The sequence below is a fragment of the Mobilicoccus massiliensis genome, from assembly GCF_000826525.2.
GTDB lineage: Bacteria > Actinomycetota > Actinomycetes > Actinomycetales > Dermatophilaceae > Mobilicoccus > Mobilicoccus massiliensis.
The window spans coordinates 353,738-377,132 of the sequence record NZ_LN651330.1 but is presented as its reverse complement, the minus strand read 5'-3'; the positions used below and the strand labels follow the sequence as shown (position 1 = coordinate 377,132).

Genomic DNA, 23,395 nt, shown 5'->3' with positions numbered 1-23,395 from the left:
GGGCCGCCCCCGGTCGCTCGGACAGGCGTTTCGACCCGGCTGCGCGCGGTCGAAACGCCTGTCCGAGCGGTGGTTCGAGGAAGCGTGTGCGCGCGGCAGCCCCGTCGCACCTCCGCTCGTCTCGTGCGCGACCCTCACTCAGATTCTGATGACGTGGGCGTCGGGGATGGCCGCGTAGCGCCCGGGGGTGCAGGTGAGGAGGATGACCTGGGCCGAGCCTCCGACCAGCGAGAATGCCGAGCACACGCGCTGCAGGCGGGTGGGGTCGGAGTAACCGAGCGCATCGTCGAGGATGACCGGCGCACCCTGCCGGGGGTCGACGAGACTCGCGCAGGCCAGCCGGGTGAGGATCGACATCTGTTCCTTCGCACCGGAGGACAACGACTCGTACGGAATGCGTTCGTCACCGAGGATTCGCGCGTCGATGGTGAGCGACGGCCCGATCTCGACGTCGAAGTCGGGGCCGTACACGACCCGGCCCAGCCGGGAGACCGCCCGACCGAACGGCTCGACGTACGTACTGCGCACGTGGTCACGGTGCCGCGTGAGCGTCTCGTACAGCAGGCGGGCCGCTGCGGCCCGGCGCCGCAGGGCGGCGTGGGCGCGCTCTGCCCTGGCCAGGGCGGATTCGGCCTCGCTGAGCCGCTCGGCGCGTCCTTGCTCGCCCGCGTGCCGTAGCCGCGCCTCGACGGCCAGGCGTTCGTCACGCACCTCACCGAACCGCCCCCGAAGCGAAGTGCACGCGGAGACTGCGCCCTCGAGACGCACCCGAAGGCTGTCGGGATCGTGTCGGGCGACCTCCGCCACGACGGCTTCTTCACGAGCCGCGGCCTGCGACGACGCCGCCTCGGCATCGCCGACGGCCGCATCGAGTGAGTCGTCGCCGTGGCGTTCACGAGCGATCGCCAACCGCGAGAGCGACTCGTCCAGGGAGGCACGGGCCGACGCCGACGATGCCTCCGCTCGAGCGACGGTGAGTCTGCGCGACTCGACCACGGCCCGGGCGGCGGTGACCTCCGCCTCCCACCGTGCGATCTCGTCCTCGGCACGCAGCTCGCGCTCGCGGGCCCGGGACGCGGCCAGTCTCAACGCACCTCGCGCCTCGGCGGCCCCTGGACCCGACGCCGGTGGCGATGTCACCGAGCGTGCTGCCGTGTCCGACGACGTGTCGGGTGAGGTGTTCGGTGACACCCCGGACGTCTCGTCGAGCCACGTGACGATCTCACCGACGACTCCGGCGTCGAGACCCTCGAGGCACTCCGAATCCGCACCGAGCAACCGATCCACCGCCTGACCAGGGGCCGAGCCGCCCCGTCGTGGGCCGCCGGTCGACCCCTCGGTGTCGTGGGCCGCGTCGTCGGACTCGTCGCGTATCTCGTCCCGGCGGCGGGTGAGCAGCTCGACGACGTGCCGCCGGAGCTCGTCGGCGCGATCGCGCAGGGCGTCGGTCGAGGCCCCTGCCAGCACGGCGTCCACGGCAGCCTCGGCGGCCGTCAACCGCCGCCGCGCTTCGTCTGAGGCCTCGGCGGCGAGGCGGGCAGCGGCGAGGTCCGGTGCTCCGGCGGCGGCGAGCAGATCCGACAGCCGCTCCTCGGCGCGCGCGACGACGTCGGCGCGCCGAGCAGCGCCACTGGACGGTTCGAGCCGCAACCGTGCGACACCGGGCAGCACGATCTCGAGCGGCTCGCCGATGACACCCGTCACCTCGCCCTCGAGCACCGACGACTCGCCGTCGATGCACACGTCGAGAGCGGGCGACTCCGGCACGAGGCGCCAGGACGGGCTGCCGGCGCGCCATTCGGCCCGGGCGAGGTCGAGCGCGTGGGCAGCCTGCTCGAGGTCGTCGATCGATCCCTCGAATCGGCAGGCGCGCTCGTCGTCCCGGGCCTGCCGACGTCGCTGCACGGCGACGTCGAGCCGACGGAGCCGGTCCGCGAGATCGGCCAGGTCACGAAGGTCACCGACGAGCGCCACGTCGGACTCCGCGCGGGAGGCGGCGCGGCGCGCGGCCCGCTGTTCGGCGCGGGCGTCGGATTCACCTTCGATCGCCCGATCGAGAGCGGCTTCGGCGGGCCCGAGCTGCTCGCTCGCGTGCGCCAGCGCGGATTCCTGCTCCGCGACCACCGCCCGTAGCGACGCGACCTCGCCGATCTGCGCGGCGCGCGACGACGCTCGCTCGCGCGCCGTCTCGAGAGCGTGCCTCGCGGCCGCGCTGTTCACCGCGAGGTGCTCTGCCTCGCGGACGATCTCCTGCACCGACTCCCACTGGGCCTGCAGTTCCTCCGCCTGGGCCTCCCCGGCAGCCAGTTGGGACTCCAGGCGGGCGAGTTCGCGCACGAGGTCGGCGTGACGAGTGACGTCGGTCGCGACCTCCGCCACGGCCGCGGCCGCCTCGTCACGATGGCGCCGGGCCTCGTCGAGGCGCAGCTCGGAGTCGCGGTACTCCCCCGTGGCCCGGCCTGTGGCCGTGAAGAACTCGCGATAGGCCTCCTCGGCCGCCTCGAGCAGGGTGTCCCCCTCGGAGCCGGCCGACTCGACCTGCCCGGCCGCCTCGTCCAGTGCGTCGGACAGTGCCGTGCTCCCCGACAGATCGGTGGGCGACAACGGGGTGGCCTGCATGAGCCGCAACGCTCGCCACAGATCGAGGTCGGTGGTCTCGGCGAGGATCTCCTTGGCCCGGTCGTGCGCCGCGGAACCGGTGAGGTTCTCACGCCTGGGAGCGTGCACGGTGAGCACCGTGGAAGGGCGTCGGAACCACTGCTTGCGGTAGGTGAAGCGGTACGGGCCACTCGTGACCTCGGCCTCGACCGCGCTGGCGACGTCGAGGCCCACCGGCCGCGCGGCGAGCACGTGTCGTTTGCGGGAGGAATCCTTCTCCTCGAACAGCAGGTCGAGGGCCTCGATCATCGTCGTCTTGCCGGCCTCGTTCGCTCCTTCGACGACGACGATGCCCTCGTCGGGAAAGACGACCTCACGCTCCGTGACCCCCTTGACGTGGGAGAGCACGAGCCGGTGGATTCTCATCGCGCCACCCCCAACCGGTAGAGGAGGGCCAGGGCATCGCGTGCCTCGGTCTCACCGTCACCCGCGCGGCCTGCGAGCTCGTCGACGGTGGCGGCCACGAAGCCGCCCGCCTCGAGATCGGCGAGCTCGTCGTGATCGACGACGACGGCGAGGTCGTCGGCGCCCTCCCACGTGACGTGGGCGGCCAGGCTCTCGCCCCAGCGCTCGAGCAGCTCGTCCAGCCGCGCCTTGTCGCCCAGGGTGAGGGTGCCGACGAGGGCGGTGCGCACGACCGTGCGGTCCTTGGGGTCGATGGCCGCGAACTCCGCGTCGAGATCGGCGAGATCGTCTCCCCCGTCGACGTGCCGGCGCATGGACGTGAACGTCCACGTGCCCACGCGGTGGGCACGCACCTGGTACACCTGCTCACGGGCGTCGACGTCGACGACGAGCACGTCTCCGGGCGCTTCGTCGCGAAACGCCGTGACCTCGGGCGAACCCGAGTAGTGGACGCGCCCCGTGCGGCCCATCTCGAGCCGGGAGTGCCGGTCACCCAGGGCGACGTGGTGGACGAGCCCCGCCTCGAGAGCCTCTTCGAGACCGGGGAGAGCGATGCGGGCCGGGTCGTCCTCGTCGGGGCTGAGCACGTCGAGCGGACCGTGCGCGAGCAGAATGCGCGTCGTCCCCGCGGAGGGAGGGCCGGCCGCCTGAAGCGCCTCGCCGGCGAGGTCACCGAGCGCCGGCTTGGCGAACCACGGTGCGGCGAGGATCTCGACCCCCGCACCCACCTGATGCACCCCGCAGCTGTCGAGGACGACGACATTCGGCGGGCACGCGCGCCGGAACGCCGCCGAGGTGAACACCGAGGAGGCGTCCAGTGGGTCGTGGTTACCGGGTAGCAGGTACACGGGGCATCCGATGCTGCCCATGGCCTCCAGCGACCGCGCGATCGTGCGCGTGGACACGAGATTGGACTCGAACACGTCACCGGCGACGACGACGAAGTCGCACCGTTCGCGCCGCGCGAGCTCACCGATGACGCGCACGGCGTCGATGCGGGCCGCGGTGTAGCGCGACTGCGCCTCCCCCTCGAGGAAGTGCCGGGTCATGCCGAGCTGCCAGTCGCTGGTCTGCACGAACCGCACCATGCCCGCTCACCTCCGCACCCGCCGTGACGTCACCTCTCGATGACCTTCACCCCCAGGCTAGTGCTCGCCACCGACAACCCCCGTGACCTGCGGCATCGAGGATGCGTGGCGTCGCCCCGGAGGGCACACGGGAGCGCGTGCCGAACGAGTGCACCCGCTCAGGGGCGCCCGTAGGTGACGCGCGAGGACCAGATCTTGTGCAGTCCCGTGGTGCGGCCGGTGCGCGGCGAGTCGTACATCCTGCCGCTGCCCGCGTAGATGCCCACGTGGTGGGCCGGTGAACCGAAGAAGACGAGGTCGCCGGGCTTCGGATCCCGGACTCGTCGTACCGCCCGCTGCTGCGCGGCCGCGGTCCGGGGCAGCGACACGCCCGCCTTGCGAAAGACGTGACGGGTGAAGCCGGAGCAGTCGAACCCTCGTGTGCTCGTGCCACCCCAGCGGTAGGGGATCCCGGAGAGACCGGCCGCGATTCCGACGACTTCGCTCTTCGCGCCCTTGACGGCCTTGGGGGCCGGAGCCACACGGGCAGCACGCTTCTTCGCGGGGGCGGCCGGCTTCTTGGGCGCGGGCGCGGTACGACGGGGCTTGGGAGCGCGAGGAGGTTCGGCCCGCCGCGGCGGGGCGGGAGTGACTTGACGGCCTTGGGGGCCGGAGCCACGCGGGCAGCACGCTTCTTCGCGGGGGCGGCCGGCTTCTTGGGCGCGGGCGCGGTACGACGGGGCTTGGGAGCGCGAGGAGGTTCGGCCCGCCGCGGCGGGGCGGGAGTGACGGGCGCGGACTCCGGGGAGGACGGCGACGGCGTGGAGGGCAGGGGCGTCGAGGTGGGCCGGGAAGTCGGCGGTGTCTCCTGCGGCTCGGACGCCGGCGTCTGCGACGGCCCCGCCTCGGAGCCCTCGTGTGAGGCGTCGTCGTCGGCGGCGTCGGAGGGGTCTTCCAATGGTCGAGGATCGGTGAACCTCGGCTCCCAGGAAGGGTCCTCACTGGTCGAACCAGAAGGCGACGGGTCTGCCGAGGCCACGTCGACGACCGCGCCGAGCAGGCCTCCGCTGAGGACGATCACCGCCCCCGCCTGCGCCACCCGCTTGCCTTTCCCGTGCGCGACGAGCACGCGCGTCGTCCGGTGCCGACCGACGTACCGCTTCGACATCTCTGCCTCTCGCGCCCATCAACGCTCGGCGCGGGCGAGCGGCATCGCGAGGCGCCGTGCGCGTTCACGAGGAGACCGAAGGCCGGGGTCCGAGCGGCCCGATGAGTGGCATGGCGCCCACTTCTGCCAAGGCTTGACGCAGGGGTCCGTCGACGGCGGCAGCATCGGGCGGGTCGTGACGGAGTCGTCGGAGGGGAAGGTGACGACGCGGGAAAGCTATCCGGGATCCGACGCCTTCCGCAGCCGTCATCCACAGACCGCGAGCCCCCTCCTGCCCCGAAGGCCGCGAACGACCGACCACCGGCGCCGGAAACCCAAGAACGTCAGGCGGACTCGCTCGGCCAGTGATTTACGTCACAAACGCGTGGGATCAGGACGGGCGTCCGAACAGGTGACCGACCTGCTCTCGGTCGAGGACGACCGAGCCGTCCGGCCCTTCGAGTCGCACGCCCGAGCCGTCGGCCGAGACGGTCACGGTCGCACCCGGAACGACCCCCGCCTCGGCCATGCGGGCCAGAAGCTCGTGATCGAGCTGCAGCGGTTCCCCCAGCCGTTCGACGACGAACGAGGGCCCGTCGAGGTGGTCGACGAGGGAGTCGAGATCCCCGAGGGCCCGGGACGCGCCCAGACCCAACTCCTCCAGGCCCGGGACGGGGTTGCCGTACGGACTCACCTCGACCTCGTCGAGCAGCCCGACGATCTTGCGCTCGACACGTTCGCTCATGACGTGCTCCCAACGGCACGCCTCGTCGTGGACGTAGGGGTACTCCAGCCCGATGACGTCGCGCAGCAGCCGCTCGGCGAGCCGGTGCTTGCGCATCACGCGGGTGGCGAGCAGCCGGCCCGCGGGCGAGAGCTCGATGCTCCGGTCGGGGCGCACCGTGAGCAGCCCGTCGCGCTCCATGCGGGCGACGGTCTGCGAGACGGTCGGGCCGGAGTGGCCGAGGCGGTCGACGATCCGCGCCCGCAGCACCGGCACACCCTCTTCCTCGAGTTCGAAGACGGTGCGCAGATACATCTCGGTGGTGTCGATCAGGTCGGTCACGCCACCAGCATGGCATCCCCTGCGCCTCCGGGGCGCCTTCGCAGGCCGCCCGGCAAATCGCGCGCGTCACGTGGGACTTCACGCGGACGAACGCCGCCGGCGTTCCTGGCGCGCACCCGGCCATGATCGCGACCGGGCGGGTGAGGGCGGACTGGAATCGCGCACGAACCGGGGCGGCCTTGAGCCCCGCCGGGACTCGGCCGTGATCCCCGTCTCGCGACTCTTGTCGAACACACAGATTCGTCCTAACATTTCTCGTGGCGGAGCCGCCGGTGCGGAACCCCCGACCGCATCGACATCTGGACTCCACCGGCATGACACCGGCGCTCTCCTGGCCGGGTCCCGCGTCGGCTTCCCCCGGGCCACGCAGATGACGGCGAGGTCGTTCCCCGACGACCTCGCCGTTCGCCGTTTCGGGCGCCCGCCACGCGAATTCGCGACACGCGCATCTCCTCGCCCCGCGGCCCGGGTCGTCCGTCCTGGCACCGCGTCATTAGGCTGATCGGCGACCTGCTCCACGCTCCAGGAGGATCTGCCGCATGTCGCCGAGCCAGGGTTCGATCCGAAAGCTCGTCTCGTTGGGGGTCAAGTACGCCCCGTTGGCCTACGAGGGCTTCAAGCGCGGCCGGGGACCCGCTCAGCAGTTCGCCGAACGGCAGGTGAGCCGGCGCAGTGCTCGCACCATCGCGATGGAACACGCCGCGCACCTGGTGCAGGGGTCGGTTCTGCCGGTGTACGACGGCGACCAGCGGGTCTGGGTCGTCTTCAGCGGCGACGTGCCGGTGGGTACGCACCCGGTCGTCGCCACGCCGATGAACGAGCTGCTCGTGCACTACGACCTGGGCAAACGCCTGACTCCTCCGAAACCGAACGACCGCGGCCTACGTCGACGCCGCAAGCCCGGTGACTCCCCTGCCGACGACGGGCGCCCGGGTCAGGACGCCGGCCCGCCGAGCCCGCCGACTGCGGACGACCGCCCCTCGTCGTGACCGCCGTCACAGACTTGGCACACTCGAGGTCATGAGCGGAGTGGGTGAGGACTTCCGCGGCTACGCCCCGGCGTCGACCGCCATCGCCGAGGCCGTGCCCGAGGGGGGTGTCTTGCGCTATCGCGGAGTCGATGTGCGCGAGCTCGTCGGTCGCGTGCCCTTCGATCGGGTCTGGGGACTCCTCGTCGCCGACGACCTGCACCGCCTCCTTCCGCCGGCGGAGGTCTTCCCCCTGCCGGCCCGCACCGGCGACATGAGCGCCGACGTCATGAGCGCTCTCGCCTCGGTCGCCCCCGTGTGGGGCTTTCGGCCGTTGCACGACATCGACGACGAGACCGCCCTCGACCACCTCGCGCGGGCGACGGTGCTCATGCTCTCGTTCGTCGCCCAATCGGCTCGCGGACCCGACCTCCCGGTCGTCCCCCAACGGGTCGTCGACACCGCCGGCTCCGTCGCCGAACGATTCCTCGTCCGGTGGCGGGAGGAGGCGGACCCGCGGCACGTCGAGGCGCTCGACGCGTACCTCGTCTCTGCCGCCGAGCACGGGTTCAACGCCTCGACCTACACGACCCGCATCGTCGCCTCGACCGGGGCCGACGTCGCCACGTGCCTCGCCGCAGGAGTGGGCGCCATCAGCGGGCCACTGCACGGGGGCGCCCCGGCTCGCGTCCTGCGCATGCTCCGCGCCGTGGAGGGTCTGGACGATCCACGCCCCTTCCTCGAGGCCCGGCTCGACTCCGGCCGGCGGATCATGGGGTTCGGTCACAGCATCTACCAGGGCCGCGATCCGCGCGTCGACACCCTCCGGGAGGTCTGCCGGCGCCTCGGCGCCCCGCTCTTCGAGGTCGCCGAGGCCGTGGACGCCACCGCGACCGCGCTCTTCGCTGAGCGGCATCCCGACCGCCCCACGCACACCAACGTCGAGTTGTGGGTCGCGGTGCTCGGCACCTCTCACCGCCAGGAGCCGGTGCGTCGCCTCATCGGTGAGGTGCGTCGCGGCCTCGCAGAGCTGTTCTCGCTCCCAACGGGCTACGAGGTCGTCCTCGGCAACGGCGGCTCCACGGCGTTCTGGGACGTCGCCACGTTCTGTCTCGTGCGCGAACGGGCTCAGCACCTCGTGTTCGGGGAGTTCTCGAGCAAGTTCGCCCAGGCCACGACGGCCGCACCGTTCCTGGCCGACCCCAGCGTCCGACGCGCCGAACCCGGCCGGCTCGCCACGCCCCGGGCCGAGGACGTCGACGTCTACGCGTGGCCGCACAACGAGACCTCCACCGGGGTCATGGCCCCGGTCACCCGAGTCGCCGGCGCCGCGGACGACGCCCTCGTGCTCATCGACGCGACCTCCGGCGCCGGCGGTCTTGGCGTCGACGTCGCCCAGAGCGACGTCTACTACTTCGCCCCCCAGAAGAGTTTCGCCTCCGACGGGGGCCTGTGGTTCGCCCTCATGTCTCCCGCGGCGCTGGACCGCGTCGAGCAGATCGCCGCCTCCGGGCGTTACGTGCCCGCGTTCCTCGACCTCGCGACGGCGATCGCGAACTCGCGCAAGGACCAGACCTACAACACCCCCGCCATCGCGACCCTCGCCCTCATGGCCGAGCAGGTGCGGTGGATGAACGCGAACGGCGGGCTGGCCTGGACCAGCGCGCGGACGGCCGACAGCGCCGCGCGCCTGTACTCGTGGGCGGATCACTCGGCGTACGCGACGCCGTTCGTCACCGATCCCGCCGCCCGCTCGCACGTCGTCGGCACCATCGACCTCGACGAGAGCGTCGACGCCGCCGCCGTCATCGCCGCCTTGCGCGCCAACGGCATCGTCGACGTCGACCCCTATCGCAGCCTGGGCCGCAACCAGATTCGGGTCGCGATGTTCCCGGCGATCGACCCCGACGACGTCGAGGCGTTGACGGCGTGCGTCGACCACGTCGTCGCCAGGCTCTCCTGACGCGTCACTCCCTGCCGACGAACGACCGCCGCGCCCACAGCGGCGCGCCGGCATGTGGCGATGTGGTTGACGTGCCGAACTCAGAGGAGCGGGCCGACGGCGACCACGGCCAGCATGGCCACGAGAGCGACGAGGACGACGATGCGACGGACGCGTGGGGTCATGGGTGCAAGCCTGTCATCGAGGGGTCGGTCGGCGGTCAGTGGACTCCGAGGAGGTCCTTGATCGGGTCGATGGCGAAGTAGAGCACGAACAGCACCGAGATCAGCCACAGCAGCGGGTGCAGCTCGCGGGCCCGCCCACGCGCGATCTTGATGACGACGAAGGTGACGAACCCGGCCCCGATACCGGCGGTGATCGAGTACGTGAACGGCATGAGGACGATGGTGAGGAACGCCGGGATGGCGATGTCGAGATCGTGCCAGTCGATGCCCGTGACCTGCTGCATCATGAGGAACCCGACGACGACCAGGGCCGGAGTGGCCGCCTCGTAGGGCACGATCGCGACGAGCGGGGAGAGGAACATCGACGCGAGGAACAGCACACCGGTGACCACGCTCGCGAGCCCGGTGCGCGCGCCCTCACCGACGCCGGAGGCCGACTCGATGTAGGCGGTGTTGCTGCTCACGCTGCCCATGCCGCCCGCGACGGCGGCGAGGGAGTCGACGACGAGGATGCGCTGGCTGTGGGGCGGGTTGCCGTCCTCGTCGAGCAGCCCGGCCTCGGCGCCGATGGCCACCATCGTGCCCATCGTGTCGAAGAAGTCGGCGAGCATCAGCGTGAAGATGAGCAGGACCGCCGCGATGATGCCCATGTTGGTGAACGAGCCCAGCAGGTTGAAGTGGCCGAGGAGGCCGAGCTCGGGCATGGCGAAGGGGTGACCGGGCAGCGTGGGCACGTTGAGCCCCCAGCCCGTGGGGTTGACGACCTTGCCGGCCTCCATCTGCGGCCCGATGTGCAACCCTGCCTCCAGGGCGATCGCGAGCAGGGTGCCGCCGACGATGCCGTAGAGGATCGAGCCGGAGACGCCGCGCACCATCATGACGACGATGGCCAGCAGCACGATGATGAACACGACCGTGGGCCACCCGGCGAGGAAGCCGCCGACGCCGAGTTCCAGGGGCGTGGCCGGAGCCTTGCGCACGACACCGGCGTCGAAGAGCCCGATGAGGGTGATGAACAAGCCGATCCCCACGCTGATCGCCGTCTTGAGCTGCGCCGGGATCGCGTGGAACACCGCCCGCCTGAAGCCGGTGAGCACGAGCAGGAGGATGACGATGCCCTCCATGACGACGAGCCCCATCGCATCGGCCCACGTCATCGACGGGAGCTTGGCGATGCCGAACGCGACGAAGGCGTTGAGGCCGAGGCCGGCCGCGAGCGCGAGCGGGTAGTTGGCGTACACGCCCATGACGATCGTCATGACGCCTGCGACGAACGCGGTGCCTGCCGCGACCATCGCGAGGTTGGGCTCGGCGCCGCCGCCGAGGTACTGCCCGGAGCCGTCGGTGACGGTACCGATGATGAGGGGGTTGAGGACGACGATGTACGCCATCGTGAAGAACGTGGCGAAGCCGCCGCGGATCTCCCGCGCGACGGTGGACCCGCGCTGGGTGATCTTGAAGTACCGATCGAGACCGCTCGACGTCGCGGTCGACTCCGTGGTGCTGGACATGGCGCCCAGAATATTCGCAGACGCCGACAGGCCCGATTCCGACCCAAGCGGTGGGCCGGTGACCCTCCGAGATCGGCTCCTGCGCCGCTCGGTTCGCGCCGGGCGCTTCGTTACGCTGGCGGGATGATCAGGGAGCAGCCCCGCGATCGGCAGGGGCGACGCGTCTTCCGACCCGAGCCGGCGCCGGTTCGGGTGTCGACGACGCGCATCCTGCTGGCGGGCACACTGCTCTGGGCCGTGGCGCTCGTCCTCACGGTCGGCACCGGAGGCGACACCCCGGAGTCGGCCGTCGTCGCACGCACCTGCGTCATGGGCGTCGTCATCGGCCTCGCCGGCCTCGCGTGGGCGCGCACCAGACGCGCCGACCCCTCACGCTGAGGCCCCGACGCGACAGCGCGTGGCTCGACCCGGCCCGTGACGAAGGGGTCAGCCGACGACCTCGACCGCCAGGTCGTCGACCAACGGGTCGGGAGCGGCGGCTCGGGGGGTCTGGCGGACGTCGGACTCGCTGTGCGCACCGCAGCCGTGATCGCGACTGACGACCGACCCGTCGGAGGGCGACCACGCGTTCGCGCACACCCCGAACATCGACCGCAGCGCGCCGGCCAGCGGCACGTAGTATCCGCAGGTCAGACACATCTCACGAGACTTCTCGGCAACCTCGGAGAAGGGGCCGTTCGGACCCTCGTACCACCGCTGCGCCGCCGCCTCGCGGCCCTCCGCCGACAGCACCCGGGCCCGGCCGAGGCCGAGCTCCCACAGCGCCATCTCGTCGACGTCCTCGTCCCCCGTCGCCTGGAAACCGGGCTCGAGGTTGGGGTCGTCGTCCTGGTAGGGCAGCACGTCGCCCGGCCCCACGTCGCCCGGCTGGAGACGCTGCACGTACGGCACCCACTCCGGGGCGAGAAGCGCGTCCTCACCCGGCAGGAGGTTGGTCTCGCAGATCGTCACCTTGCGGCTGCGCGGGATGCGGGTGACGACGACGGCCCAGCGCCAGCCACGGTAGGCGGGCGTCGTGCAGACGAACGAGTGCGTCGCGAGCCGCTCGCCCTCCATCGTCATGCCGATGTGGTCGCCGACCGCACCCGGCTCGGCGATGCTCTCGGCGGCCTCGCGGGCGAGATCCACCGCGTCGGCGAGAGTCGTGTCCTTCTTGATCACCATGTCAGGCCCCGTCGAACTGGTCGGCGACCGCGCGCAGCACCGAGGCGACCTTCTCGGCCTCGCGCTTGTCGGGGTAACGGCCGCGGCGAAAATCGTTGGAGGACTTGTCGAGCAGCTTGATGAGGTCCTCGACGACGACGGCCATGCGGTCGGCGGGCATGCGGTGCTTGGCGTGCTGCGCCTCGGCGACCGAGGGCGTGCGTTCGAGCACCTGGACGTGCATCGCCTGCGCTCCGCGGCGACCCGCGGCGATGCTGTACTCCAGACGGGTCCCCGGCTTCAACGTGGTCGTGCCCGCGGGCAGGGCGGCAGCAGGCAGGAAGACGTCCTCCCCGTCGTCACCGGAGACGAAGCCGAACCCCTTGCCGGCGTCGTAGAACTTGACCTTGCCAGTCGGCACCGCTCACCTCTCGTGTCGAGCCCGCGCGTTCCACCGATCGTGTGGAGGCAGGCACGTACCAGGCTAGCGTGCCGAGCAGAACGCGGCCCGGTCGCGCCCGCCTTGGGGTTGCGGGCGCGACCGACCGGACTCACCGCTGCAGGCCCAGCAGGCGCACGGCCTCCTCACGCATGTCGATCTTGCGGATCTTGCCGGTGACGGTCATCGGGAACGCCTCGACGCAGTGCACGTACCGGGGCACCTTGTAGTGTGCCAGCTTGCCGGCCGAGAACTCCTGGACGTCCTCGATCGTGATGGGGCCGTGCCCGGGCCGGGTGATGATCCAGGCCATGAGCTCCTCGCCGTACTTCTCGTCGGGAACACCGACGACCGAGACGTCGGCGACGCCCGGGTGGCCGTAGAGGAACTCCTCGATCTCGCGCGGGTAGATGTTCTCGCCGCCGCGGATCACCATGTCCTTGATGCGGCCGACGATCGCGCAGTAACCGTCCTCGTCCATCGTCGCGAGGTCACCGGTGTGCATCCAGCCGTCGGCGTCGATGGCCTCGGCGGTCTTGGCCGGCTCGTCCCAGTACCCCTTCATCACCGAGTAGCCGCGGGTGCAGAACTCGCCCGGCTCGCCCCGCTTCACCGTCTCGCCCGTGATGGGGTCGACGATCTTGATCTCGAGGTGCGGCATGACCCGGCCGACCGTCTCGGTGCGGCGGCGCAGGTCGTCGTCGGTGCGCGTCGAGGTCGACACCGGAGACGTCTCGGTCATGCCGTAGTTGATCGCGACCTCGGCCATGTTCATGCGGTCGATGACCTGCTTCATCACCTCCACCGGGCAGGGCGAGCCCGCCATGATGCCGGTGCGCAGCGTCGACAGGTCGTAGTCGGCGAAGTTCTCCAGGCCGAGCTCGGCGATGAACATCGTGGGCACGCCGTAGAGCGAGGTGCACTTCTCCTGCGACACGGCGGTGAGTGCCTCGGCGGGCGTGAACGTCGGCGCGGGGATGACCATGCAGGCGCCGTGGCTCGTGCACGCGAGGTTGCCCATCACCATGCCGAAGCAGTGGTAGAAGGGCACCGGGATGCAGACCCGGTCGGCCTCGGTGTAGTGGATCATCTCGCCCACGAAGAACCCGTTGTTGAGGATGTTGCGGTGCGAGAGCGTGGCGCCCTTGGGGAATCCCGTGGTGCCGGAGGTGTACTGGATGTTGATGGGGTCGGTGTTCGAGAGCCCGGCGAGGCGCTCGGCGAGTTCGGTGTCGGAGACCTTCTCACCCTCGGCGAGCAGCTCCTCCCACGTGGGGTCGTCGATGTAGACGGCGCGCTCGAGGCTGGGGCGCTTGGTGAGCTCGGCCTCGACCATCTGCCGGTACTGCGAGCTCTTGTACTGGATCGCGCTGACGATCATCCGCATCCCGGACTGTTCGACGACGTAGTCGAGCTCATGGCTGCGGTAGGCCGGGTTGACGTTGACGAGGACGATGCCCGCCTTGGCCGTCGCGTACTGCATGAGGGTCCATTCCGGGCAGTTGGGCGACCAGATGCCCACCCGGTCGCCGACCTCGAGGCCGATCGCCATGAGGCCTTTGGCCAGACGGTTGACCTCGGCGTCGAACTCGGCGTACGTCCAACGGCGCCCGCTCGGCACGTCGACCAGCGCCTCGCGCTCGCCGAAGGCCGCGACCGTGCGCTCGAGGTTGACGCCGATCGTCTCCTCCAACAACGGGGTATCGGAAGCACCCTGGGCGTAGGACAGGTGGGCGTCGGACATGTGCGACCTCCGGGAACACGTCGGTGTGCGGACTCTGCGGCCCATCCTCACCCCGAATCGCTCCCGGCTCAACGATCCGGCCACGACGACCGGCGAGCGGTACCCGTCGGCGCCGAGCGGTAGCCCACCGGCGACGCCGAGACAGCCGGCGTCTCCTGACACGGGGTCTTCGCTCCCCGGGGATGAGGGTCGGAAGCGCCGGCTGTCTCAGCGCGGGGCCGGCCGCTCGCGGCTCCCGTACCGTGAGCAGGTGACCGGAGACGCGACGACCACCGGCGAGGCACATCCGCCGCGAAGTCTCACCGACGACCTGCGCTCGCGCTCCGACACCCAACTCGTCGAACTCCTCGGTGCCCGACCTGATCTCGCCACGCCCGCGCCGACCGATCTCGCGACACTGGCCGCGCGCGCGACCACGCCCGCGAGCGTGCGCCGGGCGCTCGACGTGCTCGACACGGCGCGCCTGAGCGCGCTCGAGGCTGTGGTCGTCGCGGGCGGCCCGGCAACGGGGGCGCAGGTCGGGGCCTCGCTCGGGTGCACCGAGACCGAGGCCGAGGCGCTGCTCACCGACGTTCACGACCTCGCTCTCGTGTGGCGGGCCGGCGACGGCTACCGGGTGCCCGGAACCGTCCGCGACGCGCTCGAACCGGTGGCGGGCCTCGCGCCGCCGCATCCTCGTGACCGTGACGTGCGAGCACCCGACCAGGACGACGACGCACTCACGCGAGTGACGACGGGGGCGCCGCCCGGCGCGCGGGAGGTCCTGACGCGGCTGACCTGGGGCCCGCCCTCGGGAACGCTCGATCCGGACGGGCCGGTGGGCCCGGCGGTCGCCTGGCTCGTCGATCGGGGGCTGCTCCGCGAGGAGGACTCCGCGACCGGCACGGTCACGCTGCCCCGGCCCGTCGCGCTCGCGTTGCGCGGCGGCCGACTGCATCGTCACTTCTCCCTGGAACCACCGGCCACCGAGCCAGGGGTGCACGACCTGGTTCGGGTCGACGCGGGGGCGGGCGCGCAGGCCGGGGAGGTGCTCTCCCTCGTCGAGGAGATCGCGGCCGCGTGGGGTGCCGACCCGCCGCGAGTGCTGCGCTCGGGTGGGCTGGCCGTGCGCGACCTCGCCTCGACGTGCGAGCTCACCGGCCTGGACACCCACGAGGCGGGGACGTTGATCGAGACGCTCGGGGCCGCCGGGCTCATCGCGGAGCAGACGTCACTCGAGCCCGGCTGGACGCCGACGTCGGCCTACGACTCCTGGCTGGAGCAGGACGACGCGACACGATGGGCCGAGCTCGGTCTGGCCTGGCTGCGGATGAACCGGGCGTCGTGCCGCATCGGCAGTCGCAGGGAGGGCGCGACGGTCAACGCGTTGAGCGACGTGGTGGGGTCTCCGGTGGCTCCGGTGCGGCGGCGCACACTGCGGGTTCTCGCCGACGTCCCGGCCGGTACCTCCCTCCTCGCCGACGACGTCGTCGGCCGGCTGCGCTGGCAACTGCCTCGGGTCGACGCCGCGTTCCTCGAGGAGACCGCGCGGGCCACGCTGGCCGAGGCCGAGTGGCTCGGAGTCACCTCGGCCGGTGCCCTCTCGAGCGCGGGCCGCGCACTGCTCGCGCCCGATGCCGACGCCGGATCGGTCGCCGAGCAGGTGGTGATCCCCGAGCCCGTGGACCGGATCATGCTCCAGGCCGACCTCACTGCCGTCGTGCCCGGGCGTCCGGATTCGCGCACGGGCGCGTTCCTGCGCCTGGCCGCCGACGTCGAATCGCGTGGCGGTGCAAGCACGTTCCGATTCTCGCGCGAGAGCGTGCAGCGCCTGTTCGACGCGGGGTGGAACCCCGACGACGTCCTCGGCGAGCTGGACCAGCTCAGCCTGACGGGCGTTCCGCAGCCCCTGGAGTACCTCGTGACCGATGCGGCTCGGGGGCATGGAAACGCACGGATCGGCGCCGCGACCTCCTACGTCCGCAGCGATGACGTCGGCGCACTCGACACGCTGCTGGTGCGGCCCGAGGTGGCGAGCGCGGGACTGCGCCGGCTCGCCCCGACCGTGCTCGTCTCGCCGCTCTCACCCACCCGGTTGCTCGATCTGCTGCGCCGGGTGGGCGTGCATGCGCTCGTCGAGGGCGCGGACGGCACGGTTGCCCCGACCGCCACCGCACCGGCTCGATCTCCGATGCCTCGGCGGCTGCGCCGGACCCCGCCGGCGGCCCCGGACCTCGACGCGGTCGTGGCCGGACTCCGAGCCGCGGAGTCTCGGCGTGCGGCCGCCGTCGCTCCCGGCGAGGCCCCGGTGACGGATCCGGCCGTGACCCTGGCCGTGCTGCGTCAGGCGGCCTCCGAGGGAAACGACGTCCGGGTCGGCGTGGTCGCCGCCGACGGCGGCATCGAGCGGCGGCACGTGCGCCCGACCCGGGTCATCGGCGGGCTCGTACACGGCGTCGACCTCGTGACCGGACGTCTCCAGGCGTGGTCGATCTCGCGAATCACGGGCGCATCACCGGCCTGAACCGATCCCTGACGAGACGGGTCCTCCGATGCACAACCCCGCCACCCCTGACTTGGGGCGGCGGATGACGCGGCGGCTGGGCCAAGGCCTCTCCGGGATCGGGTCACGAGGCGGCAGTCGGTGGCATCTCTGAGACGGCCGCGACGGTGTTCGAGCCGGTCCCCGACTCGCTCAGACAGGCGTTTCCACCGGCGTGAACCAGGTGGAAACGCCTGTCTGAGCGGGAACTGTCAGGAGCCCGCGGGCGGGGCCGGCGACCTGTTCACGTCACCAGATGCGCACGCGCTGCGACGGCTCGAGCCACATGCCGTCACCGGGCTGCACGTCGTAGGCGTCGACGAACTCGCTCAGGTTGCGCACGATGTTCGCGCGGAACTCCCCCGGTGAGTGCGGGTCGATGGCGAGCAGTCGGCGGGCCTCCTCGGTGCGGGCCTTGAGTCGCCAGATCTGCGCCCAGCCGGCGAAGAGCCGCTGATCGCCGGTGAGACCGTCGATGACCGGGGCCGAGTCGAGGCCGCCCTCGCCCAGGCTCAGGCGGTAGGCGAGGTGGGCGATCGTGACACCGCCGAGGTCGCCGATGTTCTCGCCGACCGTGAGCGCCCCGTTGACGTGCTCGCCCGGCAGATCGCGTGGTTCGAGGGCGTCGTACTGGGCGATGAGGGCCGTGGTGAGCTCGTCGAACGCCTCCCGGTCCTGCTCGGTCCACCAGTCGTCGAGGTTGCCGAGCCCGTCGTACTTCGAGCCCTGGTCGTCGAAGCCGTGACCGATCTCGTGCCCGATCACCGAGCCGATCGCGCCGTAGTTGACGGCGTCGTCGGCGTCGGCGTCGAAGAACGGCGGCTGCAGGATCGCCGCGGGGAACACGATCTCGTTCATGCCGGGGTTGTAGTAGGCGTTGACGGTCTGCGGAGGCATGAACCACTCCCCGCGGTCGACCGGCGAACCGAGCTTGCGCCAGTCGCGGTCGGTCTCGAACGCGTGCGCGCGGCGCACGTTGCCGACGAGGTCGGCCGGGTCGACCTCGAGCCCGGAGTAGTCGCGCCACTCGTCGGGGTAGCCGATCTTGGGCACGAAGGTCGCGAGCTTCTCGAGCGCCTTGGCCTTGGTCTGCTCGCTCATCCACGACAGGTCGGAGATGTCGATGCGGTAGGCCTCGATGAGGTTGTCGACCAGTTCGACCATGCGCTCCTTGGCCCGCGGAGGGAAGTGTCGCTCGACGTAGAGCCGGCCGACCGCCTCACCCATGAGGGTGTTGACGAGGTCGACGCCGCGCTTCCACCGCTCCCGCTGCTGCGGCGTGCCCGAGAGGGTGCGGCCGTAGAAGTCGAAGTTCTCGTCGCTCACGGCCGGCGAGAGGAACGGCGCGATCGAGCCGAGCAGACGGCGCCCGAGCCAGGCCTTCCACTGATCCAACGGCAGTTCGACGCACGCCGCCGACAACGCCTCGAGGTAGCTCGGCTGTCGGACCACGACGTGCGTGAGCTGCTCCATCGGAGCGCCCAGCGCCTCGAACCACACCCGCCACGGCACGCCGGGCGCGTGCTGCTCGAGCTCCTCGATCGACATCTTGGTGTACGTCGCCACGGCGTCTCGAGACCGCACGCGATCCCAGTGCCCCGCCGCGAGGGTCGTCTCGAGACCGAGAGCGGCCGGCGCATCGAACCCCGTGTACGCCACGTCGGCGTCGGGCTCGGCGAGCAACCCGCTCATCCTGTTCAGATGCTCGCCGTACGCGGCACGCAGGTCGCTGTACTTGTCGTCGCGGTAGTACGACTCGTCGGGCAGCCCGATGCCCGCCTGTTCGAGGTGGGCGATGTAGCTCTGCGAATCCCGAGCGTCGGTGTCGACGAAGACCGCCACGGCACCACCCACGCCCTCGCGCTGCAACCGGCCCATCTGACGCCAGAGTTCGGTGAGGTCACCCGCCGCGTCGATCGCGGCGAGATCGTCGGCGATGGGAGAGGTGCCCAGCCGTTCGGCGCGCGCCTCGTCGAGGAACGAGCGGTACAGCGCCCCGACCTTGGCCCGCACCGCACCAGCACCCACACCGGCGTTCGCACCGGCATCCGACGCCTCGGCGGACGCTTCGCCGGCCTCCTGCCCGACTTCGTCGAGCAGGGCACGCACGTCCTCGCGGGCCTTCTCGGCGAGGATGTCGAACTCGCCGTAACGGCCCTTGTCGGCCGGAATCGCGGTGCGCGCGAGCCACGTGCCGTTGACGTGGCCGAACAGGTCGTCCTGCGGCCGCACCGCCGCGTCTATCGCGCTGAGGTCGAGGCCCGATCGCAGACCGGGGGCGTGCTCGCTCATGTCGTTCTCCTCATCGGCTGATCTTGTTCGTCACCGTATCGGCCCCCACCGACACGCTCGAACAGGCGCTTCCACCACAGTCCTGGCTCCTCCAGGACGACGGAACCGCCTGTTCGAGCGTGCGAGCCCACGAGAGCATGAGACCGCGGTCACCTCACGGCGGCGAGTCGGGCGGCGAGCTCTCCGAGATCGGCCACCTGCAGGTCGCCGGCGTCCGTGCGCAGCATCGCGACCGGGGCACCCGCAGCACGGCCGGCCGCGAGCCCCGCAGCGCTGTCCTCCACGACGAGACACTTCGCGGTCGGCAGACCCAACCGCTGTGCTCCCAGGAGATACCCGGCGGGGTCCGGCTTGCCCGCAGACACGTCCTCGACCGCGACGAGGTCGGGCGGGGTGATGCCCGCCGCACCGAGCCGGGCTCGAGCGAGGGTGGTGTCGGCGTTCGTGACGACCAGCCAGGGCAGCTCCAGGCGCGCGAGGGTGTCGACGAACTCCCGTGCCCCCGCGGCGGCGACGACGCCCTCGACGTCGCGGCTCTCGCGTTCGAGGTGGGCGGCGTTCTCTGCCGCGATGGTCTCCTCGTCGAGGTCGGGCCGGAACCTGCGCATCGTCTCGTCCCCGGTGGCGCCGTGACAGACGGCGATGAGCGCCTCCTCGTCGACGTCGTAGCGGCGCGCCCAGTCGCGCCAGACCCGCTCCACCGCCGCGTGCGAGTCGACGAGCGTGCCGTCCATGTCGACGAGCAGGCCACGGACACCGGCGAGGATCGAGTCGGTCATGGCTTCAGCCTAGGGACGGTGCGAGAGCGAACTCCCCCGCCTCGCCTCTGGCCACCATGAAGGCCCGTACCTCGTGACCAGAAGTCCGATCCCGCGCGAGTCTGATCCCGCGCGGTGAAAGCTCCTGTCCGACTACGGACGGGGGGCTCGGTGTGCCGATGACGCGACGTCGAGTGCGCGACGACCGACTCCGATCACCGCAGGTTCTTGGTGAACCCCAGGTGCGTGTGGTCGAAGCCGAGGTGGGCGTAGTAGCGGTGTTCGTTGACGCGGTCGCGCCCCGCAGCGACGTGGACGACGGCGGCCCCGCGGCGGCCCGCCTCGGCGACGGCCCAGGCGAACAGCTCGTCTCCGATCCCGCGGCCGCGAAGGCTGGAGAGCGTGTGAACGCCCTCGATCTGCGCGCGGACGAGACCGCGACCGGCGAGGCCGGGCACGATCGAGAGCTGCAGCATGCCGACGACCTGGCCACCGAGCTCGGCGACGGCCTGCACCTGCCCGCGGTCGGCCGTGACCTTGGCGAACGCGGCCGCGTAGGGAGCGAGATCTCCGCCCTCCCGGCCACCCGAGCCCTCGGCGAGCAGGTCGACGAGCGCCTCGAGATCTTCGATCCGTGCCTCCCGCACGATGACCTCGGCCGCCTCGGGGGTGTGTGGCGCCCCCGAACCGGCGCGCTCGGATGCACCGGCGCGAGCATCGAGACCGGGCTGGTCGGGCGCGCTCACGAGGCGGTGCCGAGGGCCCGCACGACCGAGGAGGCCGAGGGGCGACCGAGCTGCTCCGACATCCACATGCTCGTCTCGACCATCGCGGGCAGGTCGATGCCGGTCTCGATGCCGAGGCCGTGGAGCATCCACAGCAGGTCCTCGGTGGCGAGGTTGCCGGTGGCGCTCTTGGCGTAGGGGCAGCCGCCGAGGCCGCCGGCGGAGGAGTCGACGATGGTCACGCCCTTGCGGAGCGCGGTGAGGGTGTTGGAGAGCGCCTGCCCGTAGGTGTCGTGGAAGTGCACGGCGATGCGGTCGAGATCGATGCCCGCCTCGACGAGCCCGTCGATGACCTCTTCGACCTGACCGGGGGTGGCCACGCCGATCGTGTCGCCGATCGACAACTCGTCGCAGCCCAGATCCATGAGCCGCTTGGCCACCTCGACGACCTGCGACGGAGCGACATCACCCTCCCACGGGTCGCCGAAGCACATCGAGACGTAGCAGCGCACCCACAGCCCTTCGGCCTTGGCCTTCTCGACGACCGGCGCGAACATGTCGAACTGCGATTCGAGGGTCGAGTTGAGGTTCTTCTGCGCGAACGTCTCGGTGGCGCTGCCGAAGATCGCGATCGACGTGACGCCGCGTTCGAGCGCGCGCTCGAGCCCCTTCATGTTGGGCACGAGCACGGGCCGGTGCGGCGAACGCCCGGATTCCCCGAGGCGGTCGAGGAGGTCGCCCGCGTCGGCGAGCTGGGGCACCCACTTGGGAGACACGAACGACGTGGTCTCGATGACCTCGATGCCCGCCTGCTCGAGCCGGCGCACGAACTCCGCCTTGACCTCGACGGGCACGAGGTTCTTCTCGTTCTGCAGCCCGTCACGGACCCCCACCTCGTAGATCCTCACCCGCTCGGGCAACCCGGTGCCGCGGTCGACCTGTGGTGTGCGCATCGTGCTCCTCCTCGTGCCTCGACTCATCGACTCCTCGACATCATGTCGCACCCCACGGACAACCCTTCTCGTGGTGCGAGGACGAATGTCGTCGGCCGCCGAACGACCGCCTCGCGGAACAACGCCCGATCGCCGGGCGTTGTGACCTCTCGTGCCCGGAGCCCTCATCGTCCAGAGCGACAAGACGCTGCTGCTCGAGGTGGATCACGACGACGCCACCGCCGCGCGGCGGGCCATCGCGCCGTTCGCCGAGTTGGAACGCGCTCCTGAGCACGTGCACACCTACCGGGTGACGTCGCTGGGCCTGTGGAACGCGCGGGCCGCCGGGTTCGACGCCGAGCAGGTGGTCGACGCCCTCGTCACCCACAGCCGGTATCCGGTGCCGCATTCGCTGCTCGTCGACGTCGCCGACACCATGGACCGCTACGGGCGTCTCACGCTCGAGCAGGAGAACGCCGCGCCCGACGAGAGTGGGCTCGGCACCCGCCTCGCCGGCGCCGCCGCCGGCCGGCTCGTCCTGCGCACGACCGACCGGCCGGTGCTCGAAGAGGTGCTCAAGCACAAGCGGATCCGACCCCTCGTCGGGGATCGTCTCGACGATCTCACCGTCGTCGTCCACCCGAGCGAACGCGGCCGGCTCAAGCAGGAGCTGCTCAAGCTCGGCTGGCCGGCCGAGGACCGCGCGGGACACGTCGACGGCGAGGCCCACCCGATCGACCTGCGCACCGACGACTGGGCCCTGCGCCCCTACCAGGAGCAGGCGATCGACGGGTTCTGGCACGGCGGCTCCGGCGTCGTCGTCCTCCCCTGCGGGGCCGGCAAGACGCTGGTCGGCGCGGGCGCCATGGCACGCGCCCAGGCGACGACCCTCGTGCTCGTGACCAACACCGTCTCGGCACGGCAGTGGCGGGACGAACTGCTGCGCCGAACGACCCTCACCGAGAACGAGATCGGCGAGTACTCCGGCGCCAAGAAGGAGATCCGTCCGGTCACCATCGCGACCTACCAGGTGCTGACGACGAGGCGGAAGGGCGCGTACCCCCACCTCGACCTGCTCGACGCCCGCGACTGGGGGCTCGTCGTCTACGACGAGGTGCACCTGCTGCCCGCGCCGATCTTCCGGATGACGGCCGACCTCCAGGCCCGGCGGCGGCTCGGGCTCACCGCGACCCTCGTGCGTGAGGACGGCCGTGAGCAGGACGTGTTCTCCCTCATCGGCCCCAAGCGTTTCGACGCGCCGTGGAAGGAGATCGAGGCCCAGGGCTACATCGCTCCCGCCGACTGCGTCGAGGTGCGCGTCGCCCTCACCGAGGGCGAGCGGATGGCCTACGCGACCGCCGACCCCGAGGACCGCTACCGGCTCGCGTCGTGCACCCCGGCCAAGGAGCGCATCGCCGAGAGCCTCCTCACGCGTCACCCCGGCGAGCCGACCATCGTCATCGGCCAGTACCTCGACCAGCTCGAGGCGATCGCGGCCCGCCTCGACGCGCCGATCATCACCGGACAGACCACCGTGAAACAGCGCACGCAGCTCTTCGAGGCGTTCCGCACGGGCGAGATCGACCGCCTCGTCGTGAGCAAGGTCGCGAACTTCTCGGTGGACCTGCCCGAGGCGTCCGTCGCGATCCAGGTGAGCGGCACGTTCGGCTCACGCCAGGAGGAGGCCCAACGCCTCGGCCGGGTGCTGCGCCCCAAGGGCGACGGCCGCGCCGCGCACTTCTACACGATCGTCACGCGCGACACCGTCGACGCCGACTTCGCCGCGCACCGCCAGCGATTCCTCGCCGAGCAGGGGTACGCGTACCGCATCATCGACGCCGACGACCTGCACGCGCCGCGCTGAGACGGGCCGGCGCAGACCGCCTCGGCAG

At 71.3% G+C, this 23,395-nt stretch carries 17 protein-coding genes; 5 read left to right on the top strand and 12 right to left on the bottom strand.

The genetic code is table 11. The features are described from left to right. Positions 1–138: 138 nt before the first annotated feature. The 4 genes from BN1197_RS11500 to BN1197_RS11480 all read right to left on the bottom strand — a co-directional run bounded on the left by BN1197_RS11500 (position 139) and on the right by BN1197_RS11480 (position 6,343). Entirely contained in the window at positions 139–3,024 is a 2,886-nt protein-coding gene (locus tag BN1197_RS11500; protein ID WP_082043826.1) for an AAA family ATPase, read from the bottom strand. Next, positions 3,021–4,151, bottom strand: a complete 1,131-nt coding sequence (locus BN1197_RS11495; protein ID WP_176489748.1) for a metallophosphoesterase family protein — start codon at positions 4,149–4,151, stop codon at positions 3,021–3,023. The genes BN1197_RS11500 and BN1197_RS11495 overlap by 4 nt, the downstream gene beginning before the upstream one ends. Positions 4,152–4,309: 158 nt before the next feature. Further along, positions 4,310–4,672, bottom strand: a complete 363-nt coding sequence (locus BN1197_RS11490) for a C40 family peptidase (protein WP_052466569.1) — start codon at positions 4,670–4,672, stop codon at positions 4,310–4,312. Between the two features lie 996 nt (positions 4,673–5,668). Continuing rightward, positions 5,669–6,343: a metal-dependent transcriptional regulator gene (locus BN1197_RS11480; RefSeq protein ID WP_040159563.1), complete on the bottom strand. Its 675-nt coding sequence runs from the start codon at positions 6,341–6,343 to the stop codon at positions 5,669–5,671. Positions 6,344–6,882: 539 nt separating this feature from the next. On the opposite strand from BN1197_RS11480, the gene BN1197_RS11475 reads away from it, so the two are divergent. Continuing rightward, positions 6,883–7,332 (top strand): hypothetical protein, encoded by a 450-nt coding sequence (locus tag BN1197_RS11475; RefSeq protein WP_052466567.1) that lies wholly within the window; start codon positions 6,883–6,885, stop codon positions 7,330–7,332. A gap of 31 nt (positions 7,333–7,363) precedes the next feature. Next, the gene (serC, locus tag BN1197_RS18120) at positions 7,364–9,274 is read left to right on the top strand and encodes a phosphoserine transaminase (protein WP_052466565.1); all 1,911 of its coding nucleotides are present in this window, start codon (positions 7,364–7,366) and stop codon (positions 9,272–9,274) included. Between the two features lie 199 nt (positions 9,275–9,473). On the opposite strand, the gene BN1197_RS11465 is transcribed toward serC, so the two are convergent. Beyond that, a complete protein-coding gene (locus BN1197_RS11465; protein ID WP_040159561.1) occupies positions 9,474–10,949 on the bottom strand; it encodes an NCS2 family permease in 1,476 nt (491 codons plus the stop codon). 123 nt (positions 10,950–11,072) lie between these two features. Here BN1197_RS11465 and BN1197_RS11460 point away from each other — a divergent pair, with 123 nt between their 5' ends. Further along, entirely contained in the window at positions 11,073–11,327 is a 255-nt protein-coding gene (locus BN1197_RS11460; protein ID WP_082043825.1) for a DUF2530 domain-containing protein, read from the top strand. 48 nt (positions 11,328–11,375) lie between these two features. Here BN1197_RS11460 and BN1197_RS11455 read toward each other — a convergent pair whose 3' ends face one another. The 3 genes from BN1197_RS11455 to BN1197_RS11445 form a co-directional block, all read right to left on the bottom strand. Then, positions 11,376–12,113: a DUF3027 domain-containing protein gene (locus tag BN1197_RS11455; protein WP_040159558.1), complete on the bottom strand. Its 738-nt coding sequence runs from the start codon at positions 12,111–12,113 to the stop codon at positions 11,376–11,378. Position 12,114: 1 nt separating this feature from the next. After that, positions 12,115–12,513, bottom strand: a complete 399-nt coding sequence (locus tag BN1197_RS11450) for a cold-shock protein (protein ID WP_040159556.1) — start codon at positions 12,511–12,513, stop codon at positions 12,115–12,117. A gap of 130 nt (positions 12,514–12,643) precedes the next feature. After that, positions 12,644–14,275, bottom strand: a complete 1,632-nt coding sequence (locus tag BN1197_RS11445; RefSeq protein ID WP_040159554.1) for an AMP-binding protein — start codon at positions 14,273–14,275, stop codon at positions 12,644–12,646. A 250-nt stretch (positions 14,276–14,525) separates the two neighbouring features. On the opposite strand from BN1197_RS11445, the gene BN1197_RS11440 reads away from it, so the two are divergent. Next, complete coding sequence (locus tag BN1197_RS11440) at positions 14,526–16,778, top strand: helicase-associated domain-containing protein (protein WP_052466560.1); 2,253 nt, start codon at positions 14,526–14,528, stop codon at positions 16,776–16,778. A 267-nt stretch (positions 16,779–17,045) separates the two neighbouring features. On the opposite strand, the gene BN1197_RS11435 is transcribed toward BN1197_RS11440, so the two are convergent. From BN1197_RS11435 to BN1197_RS11420, 4 genes are all read right to left on the bottom strand, one after another. Further along, entirely contained in the window at positions 17,046–19,088 is a 2,043-nt protein-coding gene (locus BN1197_RS11435) for a M13 family metallopeptidase (RefSeq protein ID WP_040159552.1), read from the bottom strand. 149 nt (positions 19,089–19,237) lie between these two features. Next, complete coding sequence (locus BN1197_RS11430) at positions 19,238–19,867, bottom strand: HAD-IA family hydrolase (protein WP_082043824.1); 630 nt, start codon at positions 19,865–19,867, stop codon at positions 19,238–19,240. Between the two features lie 194 nt (positions 19,868–20,061). Continuing rightward, positions 20,062–20,592, bottom strand: a complete 531-nt coding sequence (locus BN1197_RS11425; RefSeq protein ID WP_245851903.1) for a GNAT family N-acetyltransferase — start codon at positions 20,590–20,592, stop codon at positions 20,062–20,064. Next, positions 20,589–21,524, bottom strand: coding sequence for a hydroxymethylglutaryl-CoA lyase (locus BN1197_RS11420; RefSeq protein ID WP_040159549.1), 936 nt, complete (start codon positions 21,522–21,524; stop codon positions 20,589–20,591). Before BN1197_RS11420 ends, BN1197_RS11425 begins: the two co-directional genes overlap by 4 nt. 151 nt (positions 21,525–21,675) lie before the next feature. On the opposite strand from BN1197_RS11420, the gene BN1197_RS11415 reads away from it, so the two are divergent. Further along, complete coding sequence (locus BN1197_RS11415; RefSeq protein WP_040159547.1) at positions 21,676–23,367, top strand: DNA repair helicase XPB; 1,692 nt, start codon at positions 21,676–21,678, stop codon at positions 23,365–23,367. Positions 23,368–23,395: the final 28 nt, after the last annotated feature.